Source organism: Pseudomonadota bacterium, from assembly GCA_016195085.1.
Taxonomy (GTDB): Bacteria; Pseudomonadota; Alphaproteobacteria; order SHVZ01; family SHVZ01; genus JACQAG01.
In genome coordinates this window covers 17735-31658 of record JACQAG010000013.1, presented here as the reverse complement: position 1 = coordinate 31658, position 13924 = coordinate 17735, and the positions used below count along the sequence as shown (strand labels likewise).

The 13924-nt window shown below is 67.6% G+C and carries 15 protein-coding genes and 1 other RNA gene; 6 read left to right on the top strand and 10 right to left on the bottom strand.

Annotated features, from left to right (window positions below; translation table 11 throughout):
- Positions 1 to 130: 130 nt before the first annotated feature.
- Positions 131 to 1045, bottom strand: a complete 915-nt coding sequence (gene nudC, locus HY058_03895) for an NAD(+) diphosphatase (GenBank protein MBI3496430.1) — start codon at positions 1043 to 1045, stop codon at positions 131 to 133.
- 116 nt (positions 1046 to 1161) lie between these two features.
- Here nudC and ffs point away from each other — a divergent pair.
- The 5 genes from ffs (at position 1162) to HY058_03870 (ending at position 4754) form a co-directional block, all read left to right on the top strand.
- Positions 1162 to 1258: signal recognition particle sRNA small type (gene ffs / locus HY058_03890), an RNA gene on the top strand.
- Between the two features lie 25 nt (positions 1259 to 1283).
- On the top strand, positions 1284 to 3077 hold the full coding sequence (locus HY058_03885) for a DNA polymerase III subunit gamma/tau (protein ID MBI3496429.1): 1794 nt from the start codon (positions 1284 to 1286) through the stop codon (positions 3075 to 3077).
- Positions 3074 to 3397, top strand: coding sequence for a YbaB/EbfC family nucleoid-associated protein (locus HY058_03880; GenBank protein MBI3496428.1), 324 nt, complete (start codon positions 3074 to 3076; stop codon positions 3395 to 3397). The genes HY058_03885 and HY058_03880 overlap by 4 nt, the downstream gene beginning before the upstream one ends.
- A 191-nt stretch (positions 3398 to 3588) precedes the next feature.
- Positions 3589 to 4185: a recombination protein RecR gene (gene recR, locus HY058_03875; GenBank protein ID MBI3496427.1), complete on the top strand. Its 597-nt coding sequence runs from the start codon at positions 3589 to 3591 to the stop codon at positions 4183 to 4185.
- A 77-nt stretch (positions 4186 to 4262) separates the two neighbouring features.
- The gene (locus HY058_03870; GenBank protein MBI3496426.1) at positions 4263 to 4754 is read left to right on the top strand and encodes a heme-binding protein; all 492 of its coding nucleotides are present in this window, start codon (positions 4263 to 4265) and stop codon (positions 4752 to 4754) included.
- A gap of 53 nt (positions 4755 to 4807) precedes the next feature.
- Here HY058_03870 and HY058_03865 read toward each other — a convergent pair whose 3' ends face one another.
- The 9 genes from HY058_03865 to hyfB form a co-directional block, all read right to left on the bottom strand.
- A complete protein-coding gene (locus HY058_03865) occupies positions 4808 to 5269 on the bottom strand; it encodes a PIN domain-containing protein (protein ID MBI3496425.1) in 462 nt (153 codons plus the stop codon).
- Positions 5259 to 5507 (bottom strand): type II toxin-antitoxin system prevent-host-death family antitoxin, encoded by a 249-nt coding sequence (locus HY058_03860; protein MBI3496424.1) that lies wholly within the window; start codon positions 5505 to 5507, stop codon positions 5259 to 5261. Before HY058_03860 ends, HY058_03865 begins: the two co-directional genes overlap by 11 nt.
- Before the next feature lie 114 nt (positions 5508 to 5621).
- The gene (locus tag HY058_03855) at positions 5622 to 5834 is read right to left on the bottom strand and encodes a hypothetical protein (GenBank protein ID MBI3496423.1); all 213 of its coding nucleotides are present in this window, start codon (positions 5832 to 5834) and stop codon (positions 5622 to 5624) included.
- Between the two features lie 72 nt (positions 5835 to 5906).
- Positions 5907 to 6434: an NADH-quinone oxidoreductase subunit B family protein gene (locus HY058_03850; protein ID MBI3496422.1), complete on the bottom strand. Its 528-nt coding sequence runs from the start codon at positions 6432 to 6434 to the stop codon at positions 5907 to 5909.
- On the bottom strand, positions 6434 to 7945 hold the full coding sequence (locus HY058_03845; GenBank protein MBI3496421.1) for a nickel-dependent hydrogenase large subunit: 1512 nt from the start codon (positions 7943 to 7945) through the stop codon (positions 6434 to 6436). The genes HY058_03850 and HY058_03845 overlap by 1 nt, the downstream gene beginning before the upstream one ends.
- A gap of 7 nt (positions 7946 to 7952) precedes the next feature.
- Positions 7953 to 9386 carry a hydrogenase 4 subunit F gene (locus HY058_03840; protein MBI3496420.1) on the bottom strand — a complete coding sequence of 478 codons (1434 nt, stop codon included), beginning with the start codon at positions 9384 to 9386 and terminating at the stop codon, positions 7953 to 7955.
- The gene (locus tag HY058_03835) at positions 9383 to 10057 is read right to left on the bottom strand and encodes a hydrogenase-4 component E (protein ID MBI3496419.1); all 675 of its coding nucleotides are present in this window, start codon (positions 10055 to 10057) and stop codon (positions 9383 to 9385) included. Before HY058_03835 ends, HY058_03840 begins: the two co-directional genes overlap by 4 nt.
- The gene (locus tag HY058_03830; GenBank protein ID MBI3496418.1) at positions 10057 to 11007 is read right to left on the bottom strand and encodes an NADH-quinone oxidoreductase subunit H; all 951 of its coding nucleotides are present in this window, start codon (positions 11005 to 11007) and stop codon (positions 10057 to 10059) included. The genes HY058_03835 and HY058_03830 overlap by 1 nt, the downstream gene beginning before the upstream one ends.
- The gene (hyfB, locus tag HY058_03825) at positions 11004 to 13007 is read right to left on the bottom strand and encodes a hydrogenase 4 subunit B (protein MBI3496417.1); all 2004 of its coding nucleotides are present in this window, start codon (positions 13005 to 13007) and stop codon (positions 11004 to 11006) included. The genes HY058_03830 and hyfB overlap by 4 nt, the downstream gene beginning before the upstream one ends.
- Before the next feature lie 301 nt (positions 13008 to 13308).
- Here hyfB and HY058_03820 point away from each other — a divergent pair, with 301 nt between their 5' ends.
- Positions 13309 to 13791: a peroxiredoxin gene (locus tag HY058_03820; GenBank protein MBI3496416.1), complete on the top strand. Its 483-nt coding sequence runs from the start codon at positions 13309 to 13311 to the stop codon at positions 13789 to 13791.
- The last annotated feature ends 133 nt before the right edge of the window (positions 13792 to 13924 follow it).

The window sequence follows — 13924 nt, the reverse complement described above, 5'->3', positions numbered from 1 at the left end:
TCGCGGAGGGCACTCCTTTTGTATCGTCACCCGCGGACTTGATCCGCGGGTCCATCGTACTTCGGATTTGCCGCTCGAGGATGGATACGCGGGTCAAGCCCGCGTATGACGATGTAATGGTGTAGAGAACTCAACCCCGGGCGAGCCAGTCCTCGACCAGCTGGCGGGCGATCGAGTCGAGGCGCGGCAGGCTCTTGCCCTGATCGGCGAAGGCCCGCATCTCGGCGCGGGTGAACCAGGCCGCGTCCTCGAGCTCGCTCACATTGAGATCGATGGCGCGGCTGGCGGCGGTCGCATGAAAGCCGACCATCAGCGAAGCCGGGAACGGCCAGGGCTGCGAGGAGTGGTAGACGACATCCTTGACGCGGATGCCGCTCTCCTCGAACACCTCGCGGGCCACGGTTTCCTCCAGGCTTTCGCCCGGCTCGACGAAGCCGGCCAGGGTCGAATACATGCCCTTGGGCCAGATCTTCTGCCGGCCTAAGAGCGCCCGTTCGCCGTCGTGCACCAGCATGATGACCGCGGGGTCGGTGCGCGGGAAGTGGCTGGCCCCGCAAGCCGGGTTCCGGCATTTGCGGACATGGCCGGCGCTGGCGCTTTCCGTCGGGCTGCCGCACACCCCGCAGAACCCGTGGCGCGCATGCCAATGCATGAGCCCCCGCGCATAAGCCAGGAGCGAACCATGGCGGCGGTCGATGACCGGACCCACGCGGCGGAGATCGAGCCACTCGCCCCATCGCTCCGCGCGGCGCTGCGCCTCGGCCTCGGCCAGATGCGAAAGATCGACGGCCAGATGCGCCACCTCGTCCAGATTGCCGAGCAGGGCGACGGCACCCGCCTCGGACAAGAGATCGGCGGCCTCGGCGGCCGGCAGCAGAGCCGCTTGGGGAATCTCCGCCGCGGCCTGGATCAGGTTCCGGCTTTGCCACACCGGCACCAGCCTGGTGCCTTGCCGCGCCAGGGCCGCCTCCAGCCAATTCGCCGCCTCGCGCAGATGCGCGGCGCGATCCAGACCCCCATGGGCATAGAAGTTGATGACAGCCATGGCCCTGCATGTGTTTCGGTGAATTCGGTTGGCCGATTATCACCCCAAGTCCCATGCCATTGCCATGGGTCCCATCCCTTGCCCAGGGGCCGTCCGAGCCTGATATAGTGCCATCGGGAGGCTGGCGACGGACGGGCTCCTCGCCAACCCGGCCAGGTCCGGAAGGAAGCAGCCGTAACGAGTTCCGGCCCGGGTCGCCGTCCAGTCTCCCACCTTCATAGATGGTTCCGCCGGCGGCATGACCGACTCACTCCTCCCCGCAGCCGCTCCGGCGGGCGCAGCCGAAGCGCCCTACCGTGTGCTCGCCCGCAAATACCGGCCGACCACCTTCGCCGAGCTCATCGGCCAGGAGGCGATGGTGCGCACGCTGTCGAATGCGTTCGCCACCGGGCGCATCGCGCATGCCTTCATCCTGACGGGCGTGCGCGGGGTCGGCAAGACCACCACCGCGCGCATCATCGCGCGCGCGCTGAATTGCATCGGCAGCGACGGCAAGGGCGGCCCCACGATCCAGCCCTGCGGGGTGTGCGTGCACTGCCAGGCGATCTCCGAGGATCGCCATGTCGACGTCTTGGAGATGGACGCCGCCAGCCGCACCGGCGTCAACGACATCCGCGAGCTCCTGGACGGGGTGCGCTACAAGCCGGTGAGCGCCCGCTTCAAGATCTACATCCTGGACGAGGTGCACATGCTCTCGACCCAGGCCTTCAACGCCTTGCTGAAGACGCTGGAGGAGCCGCCCTCCGATGTGAAGTTCGTGTTCGCCACCACCGAGATCCGCAAGGTTCCGGTGACCGTGCTCTCCCGCTGCCAACGCTTCGACCTCAGGCGGATCGACGCCGCCACGCTGGCGCAATATCTCGGCACCCTTGCCCTCCGCGAGAACGTGACGGCGGCGGCGGCGGCACTCGGGCTGATCGCACGAGCGGCCGACGGATCGGCCCGCGACGCCTTGTCGCTCATGGATCAGGCCATTGCCATCGGGTCGGGCACGATCCTCGAGGCCGAGGTCGCCGGCATGCTGGGCCTGGTCGATCGCAGCGAGATCTTCCTCCTCTTCGAGTCGGTCATGAGCGGCAAGGTCGACGAAGCCCTGAAGCGCCTCGACCCGCTCTATCGCGGCGGCGCCGATCCGGTGGCGCTGACCCAGGATCTTTTGGAGCTGGTGCATCTGGTGACAAGGCTGAAGCTCGCCGCCAAGGCCGAGGCGGCGATGATGCTGACCGAGGTGGAGCGGGGCCATGGCGGGCGTCTCGCCCAGGCGCTGGCGATCTCGGCCTTGGCCCGGGCCTGGCAGATCCTGCTTAAGGGCTTGGCCGAGGTGCAGGCCGCCCCATTGCCGTTGCAGGCCCTGGAGATGCTGCTGGTCAGGCTCGCGCATGCGGCCGACCTTCCTTCGCCGGCCGAGCTTGTGCGTCAGATCCAGGCCGGCGGCGGCGATGGCGGTGGAGTTGGCGGCCGTGGAGCTGGGGGCGGCGGCACGCCGCGCGGCGGGTCCGGCGGCACCGCCTCGCGCCTGGAAGCGGTCGGCGGCGGCGCGCCGGCACCCCGCGCGGCATCGGTGCCAGTGCCGGTGGCGGACAAGCCGAAGGCGAGCCCGGCGCCGGAGAGCTATGCGGAAGTGGCCCGGCTCTTCGCCGAGCGCCGCGAGGCGATCTTGTTTGCCCAGCTGGTGGGCGATGTGCATCTGGTGCGCTTCGATGCCGCCCAAGGCCGGATCGAGCTCAGGGTGACCGAGCAGGCGGAAGCGGACCTCATCGGCCAGGTGGGACGGCTCCTCTCGGAATGGACGGGCCGGCGCTGGGTCGTCAGCGTGTCCAGCGAGGAGGGCGAGCCGACCTTGGAAGCGCAACGCCAGGCCGCCGAGAACAGCCGCTTTGCCGCCGCCGCCGACCACCCGCTGGTCAAGGCGGCGCTCGAGATTTTTCCCGGCGCCCGCATCGAGTCCGTGCGCGACCTGTTGCCGAAACCCGGTGCTGCAACCGATACCCCGCCGGATGGCGGGGAGCCCGAAGGAGACAGCGAGCGATGAAGAATCTCGGCCAGATGATGAAGCAGGCGCAGCAGATGCAGGCGCGCATGGCGGAGATGCAAGCCAAGCTCGACCAGGTCGAGGTGACCGGCAATGCCGGCGGCGGCATGGTCGAGGTGACCGTCACCGGCAAGGGCGAGATGCGCCGCATCAAGATCGACCCCTCGCTCCTGGTGGTGAGCGAAGCCGAGGTCCTGGAGGATCTGATCGTGGCCGCCGCCAACGACGCCCGCACCAAGGTCGAAGCACAGCTCGCCGAAGAGATGGCCAAGCTCACCGGCGGCCTCAAGCTGCCGCCGGGCATGAAGCTGCCGTTTTGATTGCAATCCGGCCGTAGCAAGCGTGCGCATGCGCGTGCCCCCACCCCAACCCTCCCCCGCATCCGCGGGGGAGGGAGTCGACGGCGCACCGACCGCTCCCTCCCCCAGCTTGCTGAGGGAGGGTCGGGGTGGGGGCATGCAATGCCGGCCGAAGGGCCGAGGCTAGGCCAATAGCGAGTCTCCGCGAGCCTATGCCCAACACCACCGCGATCGAGCGCCTGATCCAGCTTCTGGCGAAGTTGCCCGGACTCGGGCCCCGCTCCGGCCGGCGGGCGGTCCTGCATCTGCTGAACAAGCGCGACCAGCTCATGCTGCCGCTCGCCCAAGCGCTGGCCGAGACGGCGGAGACGGTGAAGCTCTGCTCCACCTGCGGCAATCTCGACACCATCGATCCCTGCGCCATCTGCACCGACCGAAGGCGCGACCAATCGATCATCTGCGTAGTCGAGGACGTGGCCGATCTCTGGGCGCTCGAGCGCGCGCATGCCTTCAACGGCCTCTACCACGTGCTGGGCGGAACCCTGTCGGCCTTGGAGGGCATCGGGCCGGACGACCTCGGCATCACCCGCCTGATCGAGCGGGCCCGCGGCCCAGGCAGACGCGAGGTGATCCTCGCCACCAACGCCACGGTCGAGGGGCAGACCACCGCCCACTACATCGCCGACCGGCTCGCCGGAATCGGCCTCACCGTCTCGCGCCTCGCCCACGGCGTGCCGGTCGGCGGCGAGCTCGACTATCTCGATAACGGCACCTTGACCGCCGCCCTCAAGGCGCGACGCCCGGTGTGATCGCCTGGGACCGGACTATGGATTAAGGTCCCCTCCGGCGCTGTTTATCACTCGATACAACAAGGGGAGGCTTCAGCATGCGTCGCATCGGTCCGTTGGTCGCCAGTACCGGGCTGGCCTTGCTCATGGGCTCGGCTGCCGATGCGCAGCTCCTCGAGCGCAAGGATCTGTCTTACGCCATCGCCAAGACGATCGCCGAGGGTGCCGTCGAGAGCTGCCAGGCCAAGGGCTACAGGGTCTCGGCTGTGGTGGTGAATCGCGGCGGCGAGACTCTGGTGGCGTTCCGCGGCGACGGCTCGGGCCCGCACACCATGGAGAATGCACGGCGCAAGGCCTACACGGCGATGACGTTCCGGCAGCCGACCACGGCCTACGCCAAGCGCTTCGCCGACAACGACCCGACCGTGCGCCAGCAGGTAACGCTCCCCAACGTGATTGCCATCGGCGGCGGGCTGCCGATCAAGGTCGGCGAGGACGTGATCGGCGGCGCCGGCGTCTCCGGCTCGCCCGGCGTGGACGAGCCCTGCGTGCAAGCCGGCATCGACAAGGTCGCCGACCTGCTGAAGTGAGCGGCGGCCGCTCTCAATGCGAGCAAGTTGGCTCTGCCGCGGCGTGCAGGCGTCTATTTGACGCTTAGCAATCTGCGCGCAGGGCCGGAGAGGCCGTTTCTCGCGAACGGATTGTGGATGCGCACGCCGTCGAACGTGCTTCCATCGGAGAGGTCTTCCGTCAGAATCGTCGTGCAGCCGGCCTCCGCGGCGGTCGCCAGCAAGAGTGCGTCCCAGTAGGACGCCCGCCCGGAGGCGACGCTTGCCAGGGCCGCTTTCACCGAGGTCTGCGAAGCGGCGGCGGCGGGAAAGATCTCCAGCCAGTCTTCCGCCTGAGCGGCCGCCTCCATGGGCGGCACGATCCCTTTGCGGGTGACGGCCGCGTAAAACTCCGAGAGCGCTTGCAATGTGAGACAGCAATCGCGCTCGACCGCCAGGTTCACGATTTCGAGCGCCAGCATGTGGCGGGTGCCGGCTTTGGAGTCGACGCTATAGACAAGGATGTTGGTATCGAGCGTGAAGCGCTCAGCGCTCATGCAAGGATGCCCGGTTGAGCTTGCCGGCGCCGATTGGCCAGCCCTTCCGCATTCGGGCCAGAGCGCGGGCTCGCGCAGCCTGCTGCTGCGAGGTCAGAACACGGTGCCCGGCGATCGGCACGAGACGAGCGACAGGCTTGCCGTTGCGGGTGATCACGAATTCCTGGCCGGCTTCGACCGCGCGCACGCAGCGTGCAAAGCCTTGGTTCGCATCGCGGAGGCTGATCTGTTTGGCCATCGCATGGTCCTCGGACACGACAATGTAGTACAAAATGTGCTACATGCAAGGGGCATCGGACGCGGAGCGGCCGGACCTGCGAGATGGGATCGGCAGGAGCCTTCGCAGGCCCCCTCAGAGCCGCTGGCGGAGGCGCACCACCACCTCATGCGCGAGCCCGGCGAAGAGCGCGCCGCCCACGCCCAGGAGCATGTCGCAGTAAGGATCCGGGATCACCATTTCGAGGTCCGGAAAGGCCTTGTCGCCATAGGCGAAGCCGAGTGCTGCCCCGGCCAACAGGGTCCAGGCATAGGAGGACGGCATCCGAGGCATGGCGAGCGGTCCCATGGCGGCATCATGGCACGAGCGCCGGTTGCTGACGAGGCTGCCTCCGTGCCGAGGCTACGCGGCGCTCCTGCCTCAGGGCTGCGGGCGCTCGACGGTCTCCAGGAGCGCCAACAGGCCGGTGAGCATCTGGGTCGGCGTCGGCGGGCAGCCGCGGATGTGGAGGTCGACCGGCACCACCTCCTTGACCCCGCCGACGACCGCATAGCCGCCCTGGAACAGCCCGCCATCGAAGGCGCAATCGCCGATCGCCACCACCCATTTCGGGTTGGGTGTGGCGTCATAGGTGCGCTTCAGGGCCTCGGCCATGTTCTTGGTGACCGGCCCGGTCACCATCAGCACATCGGCATGGCGCGGGCTGGCGGCGAAGCGGATGCCGAAGCGCTCGAGATCGTAGACGGGATTATTGAGCGCATGGATCTCGAGCTCGCAGCCATTGCAGGAGCCGGCATCGACCTCGCGGATAACGAGGCTGCGGCCGAGGCGGGCGCGCGCCGCCGAATCGACCCGGCTCGCCAGCTCCGCCAGGCCGTCGCCGGAAGGCGGCGGCGCGGCGATGGTGAACGGACCCTTGACCAGCGTCTTGGCAATCAGGCGCCACATCAGAGATCGTGTCCGGAATAGGAGCAGTTGAACGACTTGTTGCAGAGCGGGAAGTCGGCGACGATGTTGTTCTCGACGCAGGCCTCCAAGAGCGGCCATTGGAACCAGGAGGGATCGCGGGGGTGGCAGCGGATGACGCGGCCTTCGCCGTCGAGCTTGACGTAGACGAACACATCGCCGCGGAAGCTCTCGACCTCGGCGATGCCTTCGCCGCTCCCGCCCCCACCCACCGCGGACGGAAGCTCGCGGCGGATCTCGCCCTGGGGCATGCGCTCCAAGAGCTGCTCGACCAGGCGGAAGGACTGCTTCAGCTCCTCGATGCGGATCATCAGCCGGGCGTGCACGTCGCCTTCGCTGCGCGTCGGAATATCGAAGTCGAGATCGTCGTAGGGCGGGTATCCCGGGGACTTCCTGGCATCGACGGCGCGGCCCGAGGCGCGGCCGACGAAGCCGCCGGCGGCGAAGCGGTGCACCAGCTCCGAGAGTGCCACACCGGTCGAGACGGTGCGATCCTGCAGCGAGGGCTTGTTGTCGTAGATGCGCATGAGATAGGCGAGGCTGTCGGCGAGCTCGGTCATCAGCAGCGCCACGCGCGGGCCGGCGGCCTCCGCCAAGTCGACGGCGACCCCGCCGGGGACCACCCGGTCCATCATCAAGCGGTGGCCGAAGCAGGTCTCGGCCGCGCGCAGCACGCCTTCGCGGGCGACCGTGGCATGCGCCTGGATGAAGCCAAAGGCGGCGTCGTTGCAGATGGCGCCGAAATCGCCGAAATGGTTGGCGATGCGCTCGAGCTCGGCCATCAGCGCGCGGAGATAGACCGCGCGCGGCGGCGGCTCCACGCCGAGTGCGGCCTCGACGGCGCGGGCAAAGGCGATGGCGTAGGCGACGGTGGCATCGCCGGAGAGGCGCCCGGCCAGGCGCGCGGCTTCGAGCGCGGTCTTTCCCTGCATCAGCCGCTCGGTGCCCTTGTGCACATAGCCCAGCCGCTCCTCCAGCCTGACGACGGTCTCGCCATTGGCGTGGAAGCGGAAATGCCCCGGCTCGATGATGCCGGCATGCACCGGGCCGACCGGGATCTGGTGCACCCCTTCGCCCTCGACGGGAAGGAACGGATAAGGTGCCGCGGCGATCAGCCGCGAGATCGCTCCCCACCTGCCATGGTCGAGCCACGGACGGGTATCGGCGGCACCTTCGGCGTCGAGACCATGCAAATCGCGGATCGCGCGCTCGAGCCGGATGGCCCCCGGCCTCACCGCCGCGAGCGAGGGATAGCTCCCCTCGGGACAGTCGAGGCGGGCGAGGGCCTGGGTTCCGGCGACCTCGTCGCGGAGCGCCAGCTGCACCGTCTTCTCCTCGCCCCAGAGCGCCACCAGGGACCAGTCGACCGTCGCCAGCCGAGCGATGAGGCCGCGCCAGCTCTCGCGGTCCAGGCGATAGCGCGGCCACGGCAGAGTTCCATCCTCGGGGCCGAGAGTGGCGAGAACGCTGGCGAGACCGGCTGCGTCGCTCATCTTGGGTTCAGCCTAGCAAGTCCGCGACCGATTGGAACCAGGCGACCAGCGGCCGCGGCAGAAAGAGCCCGGCCAGGAGAATCAGCACGAGATGCGCGAACAGCGGCACCAGCGAGGCGGTGATCGGCTTCGCCTCGCCCTCGGCGGGCCCGAAGGCGATCTGATGCAGGCGCACCATGAGCCCGCCGAAGGCGAGCACCAGGCCAAAGACGAGCACGACCGCCAGCAATTGCGAGCGCGGGAAGGTGGAGGAGACCAGCAGGAACTCGCTCATGAACAGGCCGAAGGGCGGCAGGCCGGCGATCGCCGCCACGGCGGCGACGAAGCCCCATCCCAAGACGGGATTGCTCGAGGTCAAGCCCCTGATGTCCTCGATGCGCTGCGAGCCCTTGGCTTGGGCGATGAGGCCGACCGCATAGAAGATCGCCGACTTGGTCAGGCTGTGCATCGCCATGTGCAGAAGGCCGGCGAAATTCGCCAGATGGCCGCCCATGCCGAAGGCGAAGGTGATGATGCCCATATGCTCGATCGAGGAATAGGCGAAGAGCCGCTTGATGTCGCGCCGGCGATAGAGCATCAGCGAGGCGACGATGAGCGAGGAGAGGCCCATGGAAATCAACAGCGGGCCCGGGGCCAGCGCATCGCCGTTGGCGGCGAGCAGCATCTTGTAGCGGACCACCGCATAGAGGGCGACGTTCAAGAGCAGGCCCGACAGCACCGCCGATATCGGCGTCGGACCTTCGGCATGGGCGTCGGGCAGCCAGGCATGCAGCGGCACCAGGCCGACCTTGGTGCCGAAGCCGACCAGCAGAAAGACGAAGGCGAGGTTCAAGAGCTCGGGCTGGAAATTGGGCGCTTCCTTGTAGAGGGACGACCAAGACAAGGCCTGCAGCCCGGGGCCCATTGCCGTCTGCGCCGCCAAGTAGACGAGGATGGTGCCGAACAAGGCGAGCGCGATGCCGACCGAACCCAGGATGAAGTATTTCCACGCGGCTTCCAGCGCCGGCCGGGTTCGATAGAGGCTGACCATGACCACGGTGGTGAGCGTGGCGAGCTCGATCGCCGCCCACATCACCCCGATGTTGTTGCTGACCAGCGCCAGCAGCATGCCGAAGCTCAGCATCTGATACATGGCGTGGTAGAAGCGCAGATAGGCCGGCGACAGCCTTCCGGTCTTGACCTCGTGGTCGATGTAGCCGGCGCTGAACCAGGCGGCGGTGAAGGCGCCGAAGGAGGTCAGCACCACGAGATAGATGTTGAAGTCGTCGATGAAGGCCAAGGCCGAGGGCTCGGGCCGGCCGATCAACAGGCTGGCGCCGGCGATCAGCGTCAGGAAGGAGGCACCGGTATTGAGCCAGCCGCCGATCTTGTGCTGCGGCACGAAGGCCAGCATCGAGGCGGCGGCGAGCGGAATCCCGAGGATGAGGGCGATCGAGATCACCGGCGCTCGCCTCGGAAGCTCTCGACGAACTGCAGGTCGAGGGTGTCGAAGCGCTCGCGGATGCGGAAGAAGAACAGGCCGAAAAGGATGAAGGCGACCAGGAGCGAGAAGGCGACGCTCATCTCGACCACCAGCGGCATGCCCTTCACGCCGACCGCCGCCAGGACCAGCCCGTTCTCCAAGGACATGAAGCCGACGACCTGGGCGATCGCATTGCGCCGGGCGATCATGATGAGGAGGCCCAGGAGCAGGATCGACAGCGCCATCGCCAAGGTCTCGCGGGTCAAGGCCGCGGTCGAGCCGGTGACCGGCAGCACCAGGAGCACGGCGAGCGCCACCAGTCCGACCCCGGAGAGCAGCGACAGCCCGATGCCGAGCGCGTTCTCCACCGTCTCGTGGATCGCCAGGCGGCGAACGATCCAGTGGAGGGCGACCGGCACGGTCACGGTCTTGAACAGGAGCGCTATGCCGGCGGTCACGAAGAGATGCGGGGCGTCCTGGACGAAGGCTTGCCAGGCGGCCGCCAGCGCCAGCGCCAGGGACTGCATGGTGAAGGCATTGATGATTCCGGTCAGGCGGCGCTGGTAGATGAGGACGAAGCTGCACAGCAGCACCAAGGCGCCCAACAGATGCGCCACGTCATAGTAGAAGTGATTGGCGGCTGCCGGCATCAGAACACGTCGGAGACGAAGCGGAAGATCACCGCCAGCAGCGCCAGGATGAGGGCGGCACCTAAGAATTCGCCGACGCGGAACACCCGCATCTTGGCGATCGAGGTCTCGAACACGGCGAGCGCCAGGCCGGCGAAGCCGAGATGGAGGACGAAGACCGCGTAGCCGACGGCGTAGTCGGCGAGCCCCGCTCCCTCGGCGCGCGCCAGACCCCAGGGCGCGAAGATGCAGGCAATGAGCGACACGTAGATCACCAGCCTCAGCATGCCGGCCGCCTCGATCAGCGCCAGGTGCCGGCCGGAATACTCCAGCACCATCGCCTCGTGCACCATGGTGAGCTCGAGATGGGTGGCGGGATTGTCGATGGGGATGCGGCCGTTCTCGGCGATCGCCACCATGACGACGGAGATGAGCGCCAGCGCCAGCGACACCTCGAGACCGATGCCGTCGGTCAAGACGAAAGAGGCGATCGTCGGCAGCGCCGTCGAGCCGGCGACCAGCGCCACCGAGAACACCACCATGAGCATCGCCGGCTCGGCCAAGGAGGCGATCATCAAATCGCGGCTGGCGCCGATGCCGCCGAAGCTGGTGCCGATGTCCATGCCGGCAAGCGCCAGGAAGAACCGCGCGGTGGCGAGCAAGGCAACGATGGCGATGAGATCGCCGACGCCGGCGAGCGCGTGGCCGATGGCAAACGTCGGCACCACCGAGGCCACCAGCCAAGCCAGCGCGAAGACCACATAGGGAGTCGAGCGGAACAGCCAGGAGGCATGCTCCGCCACCACCGCCTCCTTGCGCATGAGCCTCGCCAAGTCGCGGTAGGGCTGCACCAAGGCCGGCCCGACGCGCCCGACGAGGCGGGCCTTGATCTTGCGCACGAGCCCGGTGAAGAGCGGTGCTACGAGCAGGACCGACAGGCTCTGCACGATCTGCAAGATGAGGCCGGTCACTGGTTCACCACCACGACCAGGAGCAGGATGACGAGTGCGGTGAACATCAGCGACAGATAGCGCCTGATGGTCATGAACTGCAGGATGTTGATGCGCTGGGTGACGTAGCCGACGATGCGCCCGATCGGCTGGAACAGCCAATCCCAGGCCGGATCCACCAGCGTGACGGCGAACCTAGCCGGGCGCATGTCGCCGGGCGGCGGCATGTCGACGCTCTCCCGCGCACGGAACAGGACCGTGCCGAAGACGCGGCGGATCGGCTGCGAGAAGCTGGATGCGGTGTATTGGGTGGCCGGGCTCGGGTCGGGAAAGCCGCAATCCCACAAGTGGGAGCGCCGCTGCTGGCGAACCCCCAGGCGCTGCACCAGCCATACGATCGACAGCGGCACCGACAGCACCAGCACCAGCACGATGAGACCGCTATAGGAAGTGGCGCCATCGGGAAAGGGAGTGAGCCAGAGGAAGCCGCCGACATTGACCGGCAGACCGTCGCCCAAAAGCGTGCGCGCCACCGGGTCGGCGATGAGGATGGCGAAGCCGGGAAAGGCACCCAAGACCAGGCAGGCGAAGGAGAACAGCGCCAAGGCCGCCGTCATCGCCCCCTCGGGCTCGAGTGCGGCCGCCGCCGCCGCTCCCCGCGGCCGCCCGAGAAAGGCAATGCCGAACGCCTTGATGAAGCACGCCGCCGCCAAGGCGGCCGAGAGCGCCAAGAGCGCGCCGGCGACCGGCACGCCCAGGCGCAAGAGCTCGTTCGAGAACGCGGTCGAGGAGAAGATCGCCTGGAAGGTCAGCCATTCCGAGACGAAGCCGTTCAAGGGCGGCAGGCCGGAGAGCGCCAGGCAGCCGACGAGGAAGAACAGCGCCGTCAGCGGCATGCGGCGGATGAGGCCGCCGAGCTTCTCCAGATCGCGCTGGCCGGTCGCGACCAGCACTGCGCCCGCGCCGCAAAACAACAGGCTTTTGAAGAGGGCGTGGTTCATCACGTGCAGGAGTGCGGCCACTAGCGCCAGCGCCGCCAGATCGGGCAGACGGCTCGCCTTGAAGGCGAGCGCAAGCCCGATGCCGAGCACGATGATGCCGACATTCTCGACCGTGCTGTAGGCGAGCATCACCTTCAGGTCGCGCTGCAGCAGCGCATAGAGCACGCCGATGACGGCGCTGACCGCACCCAGCAGCAGCACCAGCCCGCCCCACCACCAGGCCGGCTCACCCAGGAGATCGAAGAGCACGCGGATCATGCCGTAGAGCGCCACCTTGGTCATGACGCCGCTCATCAGGGCCGAGACATGCGAGGGTGCGGCCGGGTGCGCCAGCGGCAGCCAGACATGCAACGGCACCAGCCCGGCCTTGGAGCCGGTGCCGAGCAGCACCAGCACGAAGGCGGCCGAGGCGAGCAGCGGCTTAACTTTGGCCTCGCGCATGGAATCGAAATCGTAGTCGCCGGCCGGTCCGGCGAGCACGCCGAAGGCAAACAGCAGCATGAGCGTGCCGAAGGCCGCCATCACCAGGTAGACGAAGGCGGCGCGGCGGGTTTCCGGCTGGCGATGGTTGGCCATGACCAGGAGCCACGACGACAGCGACATGAACTCCCAGGACAACAGGAACATGAAGGCGTCGTCGGCGATGAGCACGAGATTGCAGCCGGCGAGGAACACCGGATAGGGCGGGGTGACCCGTGCCGGCTCGACATCGTGGCTGGCATAGCCGAAGGCGAAGATGCTGACGATGGCGGCCACCAGATTGACCACCACCAGGAAATAGGCGGACAGCTCGTCCAGCCGAAAATGCGCATCGAGCCAGGGCAGGCCGATGGGCAAGACGGCACTCGCCGGCGGTCCGCCCTCGAGCAACCTTGCGATCGCCAGCACTGCCAGAACCGCCGAGATGGCGAGGCTTGCCCCGTAGACGATGCGGCGCGCAGCGGCCTCGCCACCGACGAACGGCGCCAGCGCTCCCAAGAGCAGCAACAAAGCCACGCCGAGAAGGACCAGGCTCAACATGCCCGTCCTCCAGCGATGCGTAAGAACCCCACCCCGAATTCCTGCCGAAGGTCTGCGTACAGCCCTTTGCAAAGCCTACGCCAACGGCCCAACGCGGCGCAAACGCTACATGCCTGAAGCCGCAGGTCATCTTGGCCCCTCGATGCCCGCGACGCGTGGTGTTTTGCATAGGGAAACCCGGCCGAGCCGAAGCGGCTGGACACGGCGGAGCGCATGCTTATGTTAGGGACGCGTCCCTTTGACGCAGGACCGCCCCCCCGCGGTCATCCATTCCCCAACGAATTATGAAGATGAGGGTGCCATGACGATCAAGGTCGGCGACAAGGTTCCGGCGGCGAAGCTGAGACAAATGACATCGGACGGCGCGAAGGACGTGATTCCCACCGAGCTCTTCGCCAACAAGAAGGTCGTGCTGTTCGCGCTTCCCGGCGCCTTCACGCCGACATGCTCGGCCAAGCATCTGCCGGGCTTCCGCGACAAGGCCGCCGATCTCAAGGGCAAGGGTGTGGACATGATCGCCTGCCTGTCGGTCAACGACGCCTTCGTCATGGACGCCTGGGGCAAGAGCCAGAACGTCGGCGACAAGGTGGTGATGCTCGCCGACGGCAACGGCGATTTCACCCGCGCCGTCGGCCTGGAGATGGACGGCACCGGCTTCGGCATGGGCAAGCGCTCCAAGCGCTATGCCATGGTCATCGAGAACGGCGTCGTCAAGCAGCTCGAAGTGGAGAATCCGGGCGAGTTCAAGGTCTCCAGCGCCGAGCACATCCTGTCGGTGCTGTGATCTCGATGCGGCGGCCGGCTCGCTCCGGCCGGCTGCCGCCTCCTTTCACCGGCGCAAATGGCAATCCCGCCAATGGCAATCCCGTTGTCTGCCGGCGTCGAGCTGTTGTAGGCTGACCCAAGTCGGGCTCCCG

Coding starts and splice junctions, on each gene's coding strand:
- HY058_03845 (MBI3496421.1), bottom strand. CDS start 7,945: ATGAGCGACGCAGCCGGTCTCGCCAGCGTTCTCGCCACTCTCGGCCCC.
- hyfB (MBI3496417.1), bottom strand. CDS start 13,007: ATGTTGAGCCTGGTCCTTCTCGGCGTGGCTTTGTTGCTGCTCTTGGGA.
- HY058_03865 (MBI3496425.1), bottom strand. CDS start 5,269: ATGAGCGCTGAGCGCTTCACGCTCGATACCAACATCCTTGTCTATAGC.
- HY058_03860 (MBI3496424.1), bottom strand. CDS start 5,507: ATGGCCAAACAGATCAGCCTCCGCGATGCGAACCAAGGCTTTGCACGC.
- recR (MBI3496427.1), top strand. CDS start 3,589: ATGCCCAACACCACCGCGATCGAGCGCCTGATCCAGCTTCTGGCGAAG.
- HY058_03835 (MBI3496419.1), bottom strand. CDS start 10,057: ATGCCGGCAGCCGCCAATCACTTCTACTATGACGTGGCGCATCTGTTG.
- HY058_03885 (MBI3496429.1), top strand. CDS start 1,284: ATGACCGACTCACTCCTCCCCGCAGCCGCTCCGGCGGGCGCAGCCGAA.
- HY058_03820 (MBI3496416.1), top strand. CDS start 13,309: ATGACGATCAAGGTCGGCGACAAGGTTCCGGCGGCGAAGCTGAGACAA.
- HY058_03870 (MBI3496426.1), top strand. CDS start 4,263: ATGCGTCGCATCGGTCCGTTGGTCGCCAGTACCGGGCTGGCCTTGCTC.
- nudC (MBI3496430.1), bottom strand. CDS start 1,045: ATGGCTGTCATCAACTTCTATGCCCATGGGGGTCTGGATCGCGCCGCG.
- HY058_03880 (MBI3496428.1), top strand. CDS start 3,074: ATGAAGAATCTCGGCCAGATGATGAAGCAGGCGCAGCAGATGCAGGCG.
- HY058_03855 (MBI3496423.1), bottom strand. CDS start 5,834: ATGGGACCGCTCGCCATGCCTCGGATGCCGTCCTCCTATGCCTGGACC.
- HY058_03850 (MBI3496422.1), bottom strand. CDS start 6,434: ATGTGGCGCCTGATTGCCAAGACGCTGGTCAAGGGTCCGTTCACCATC.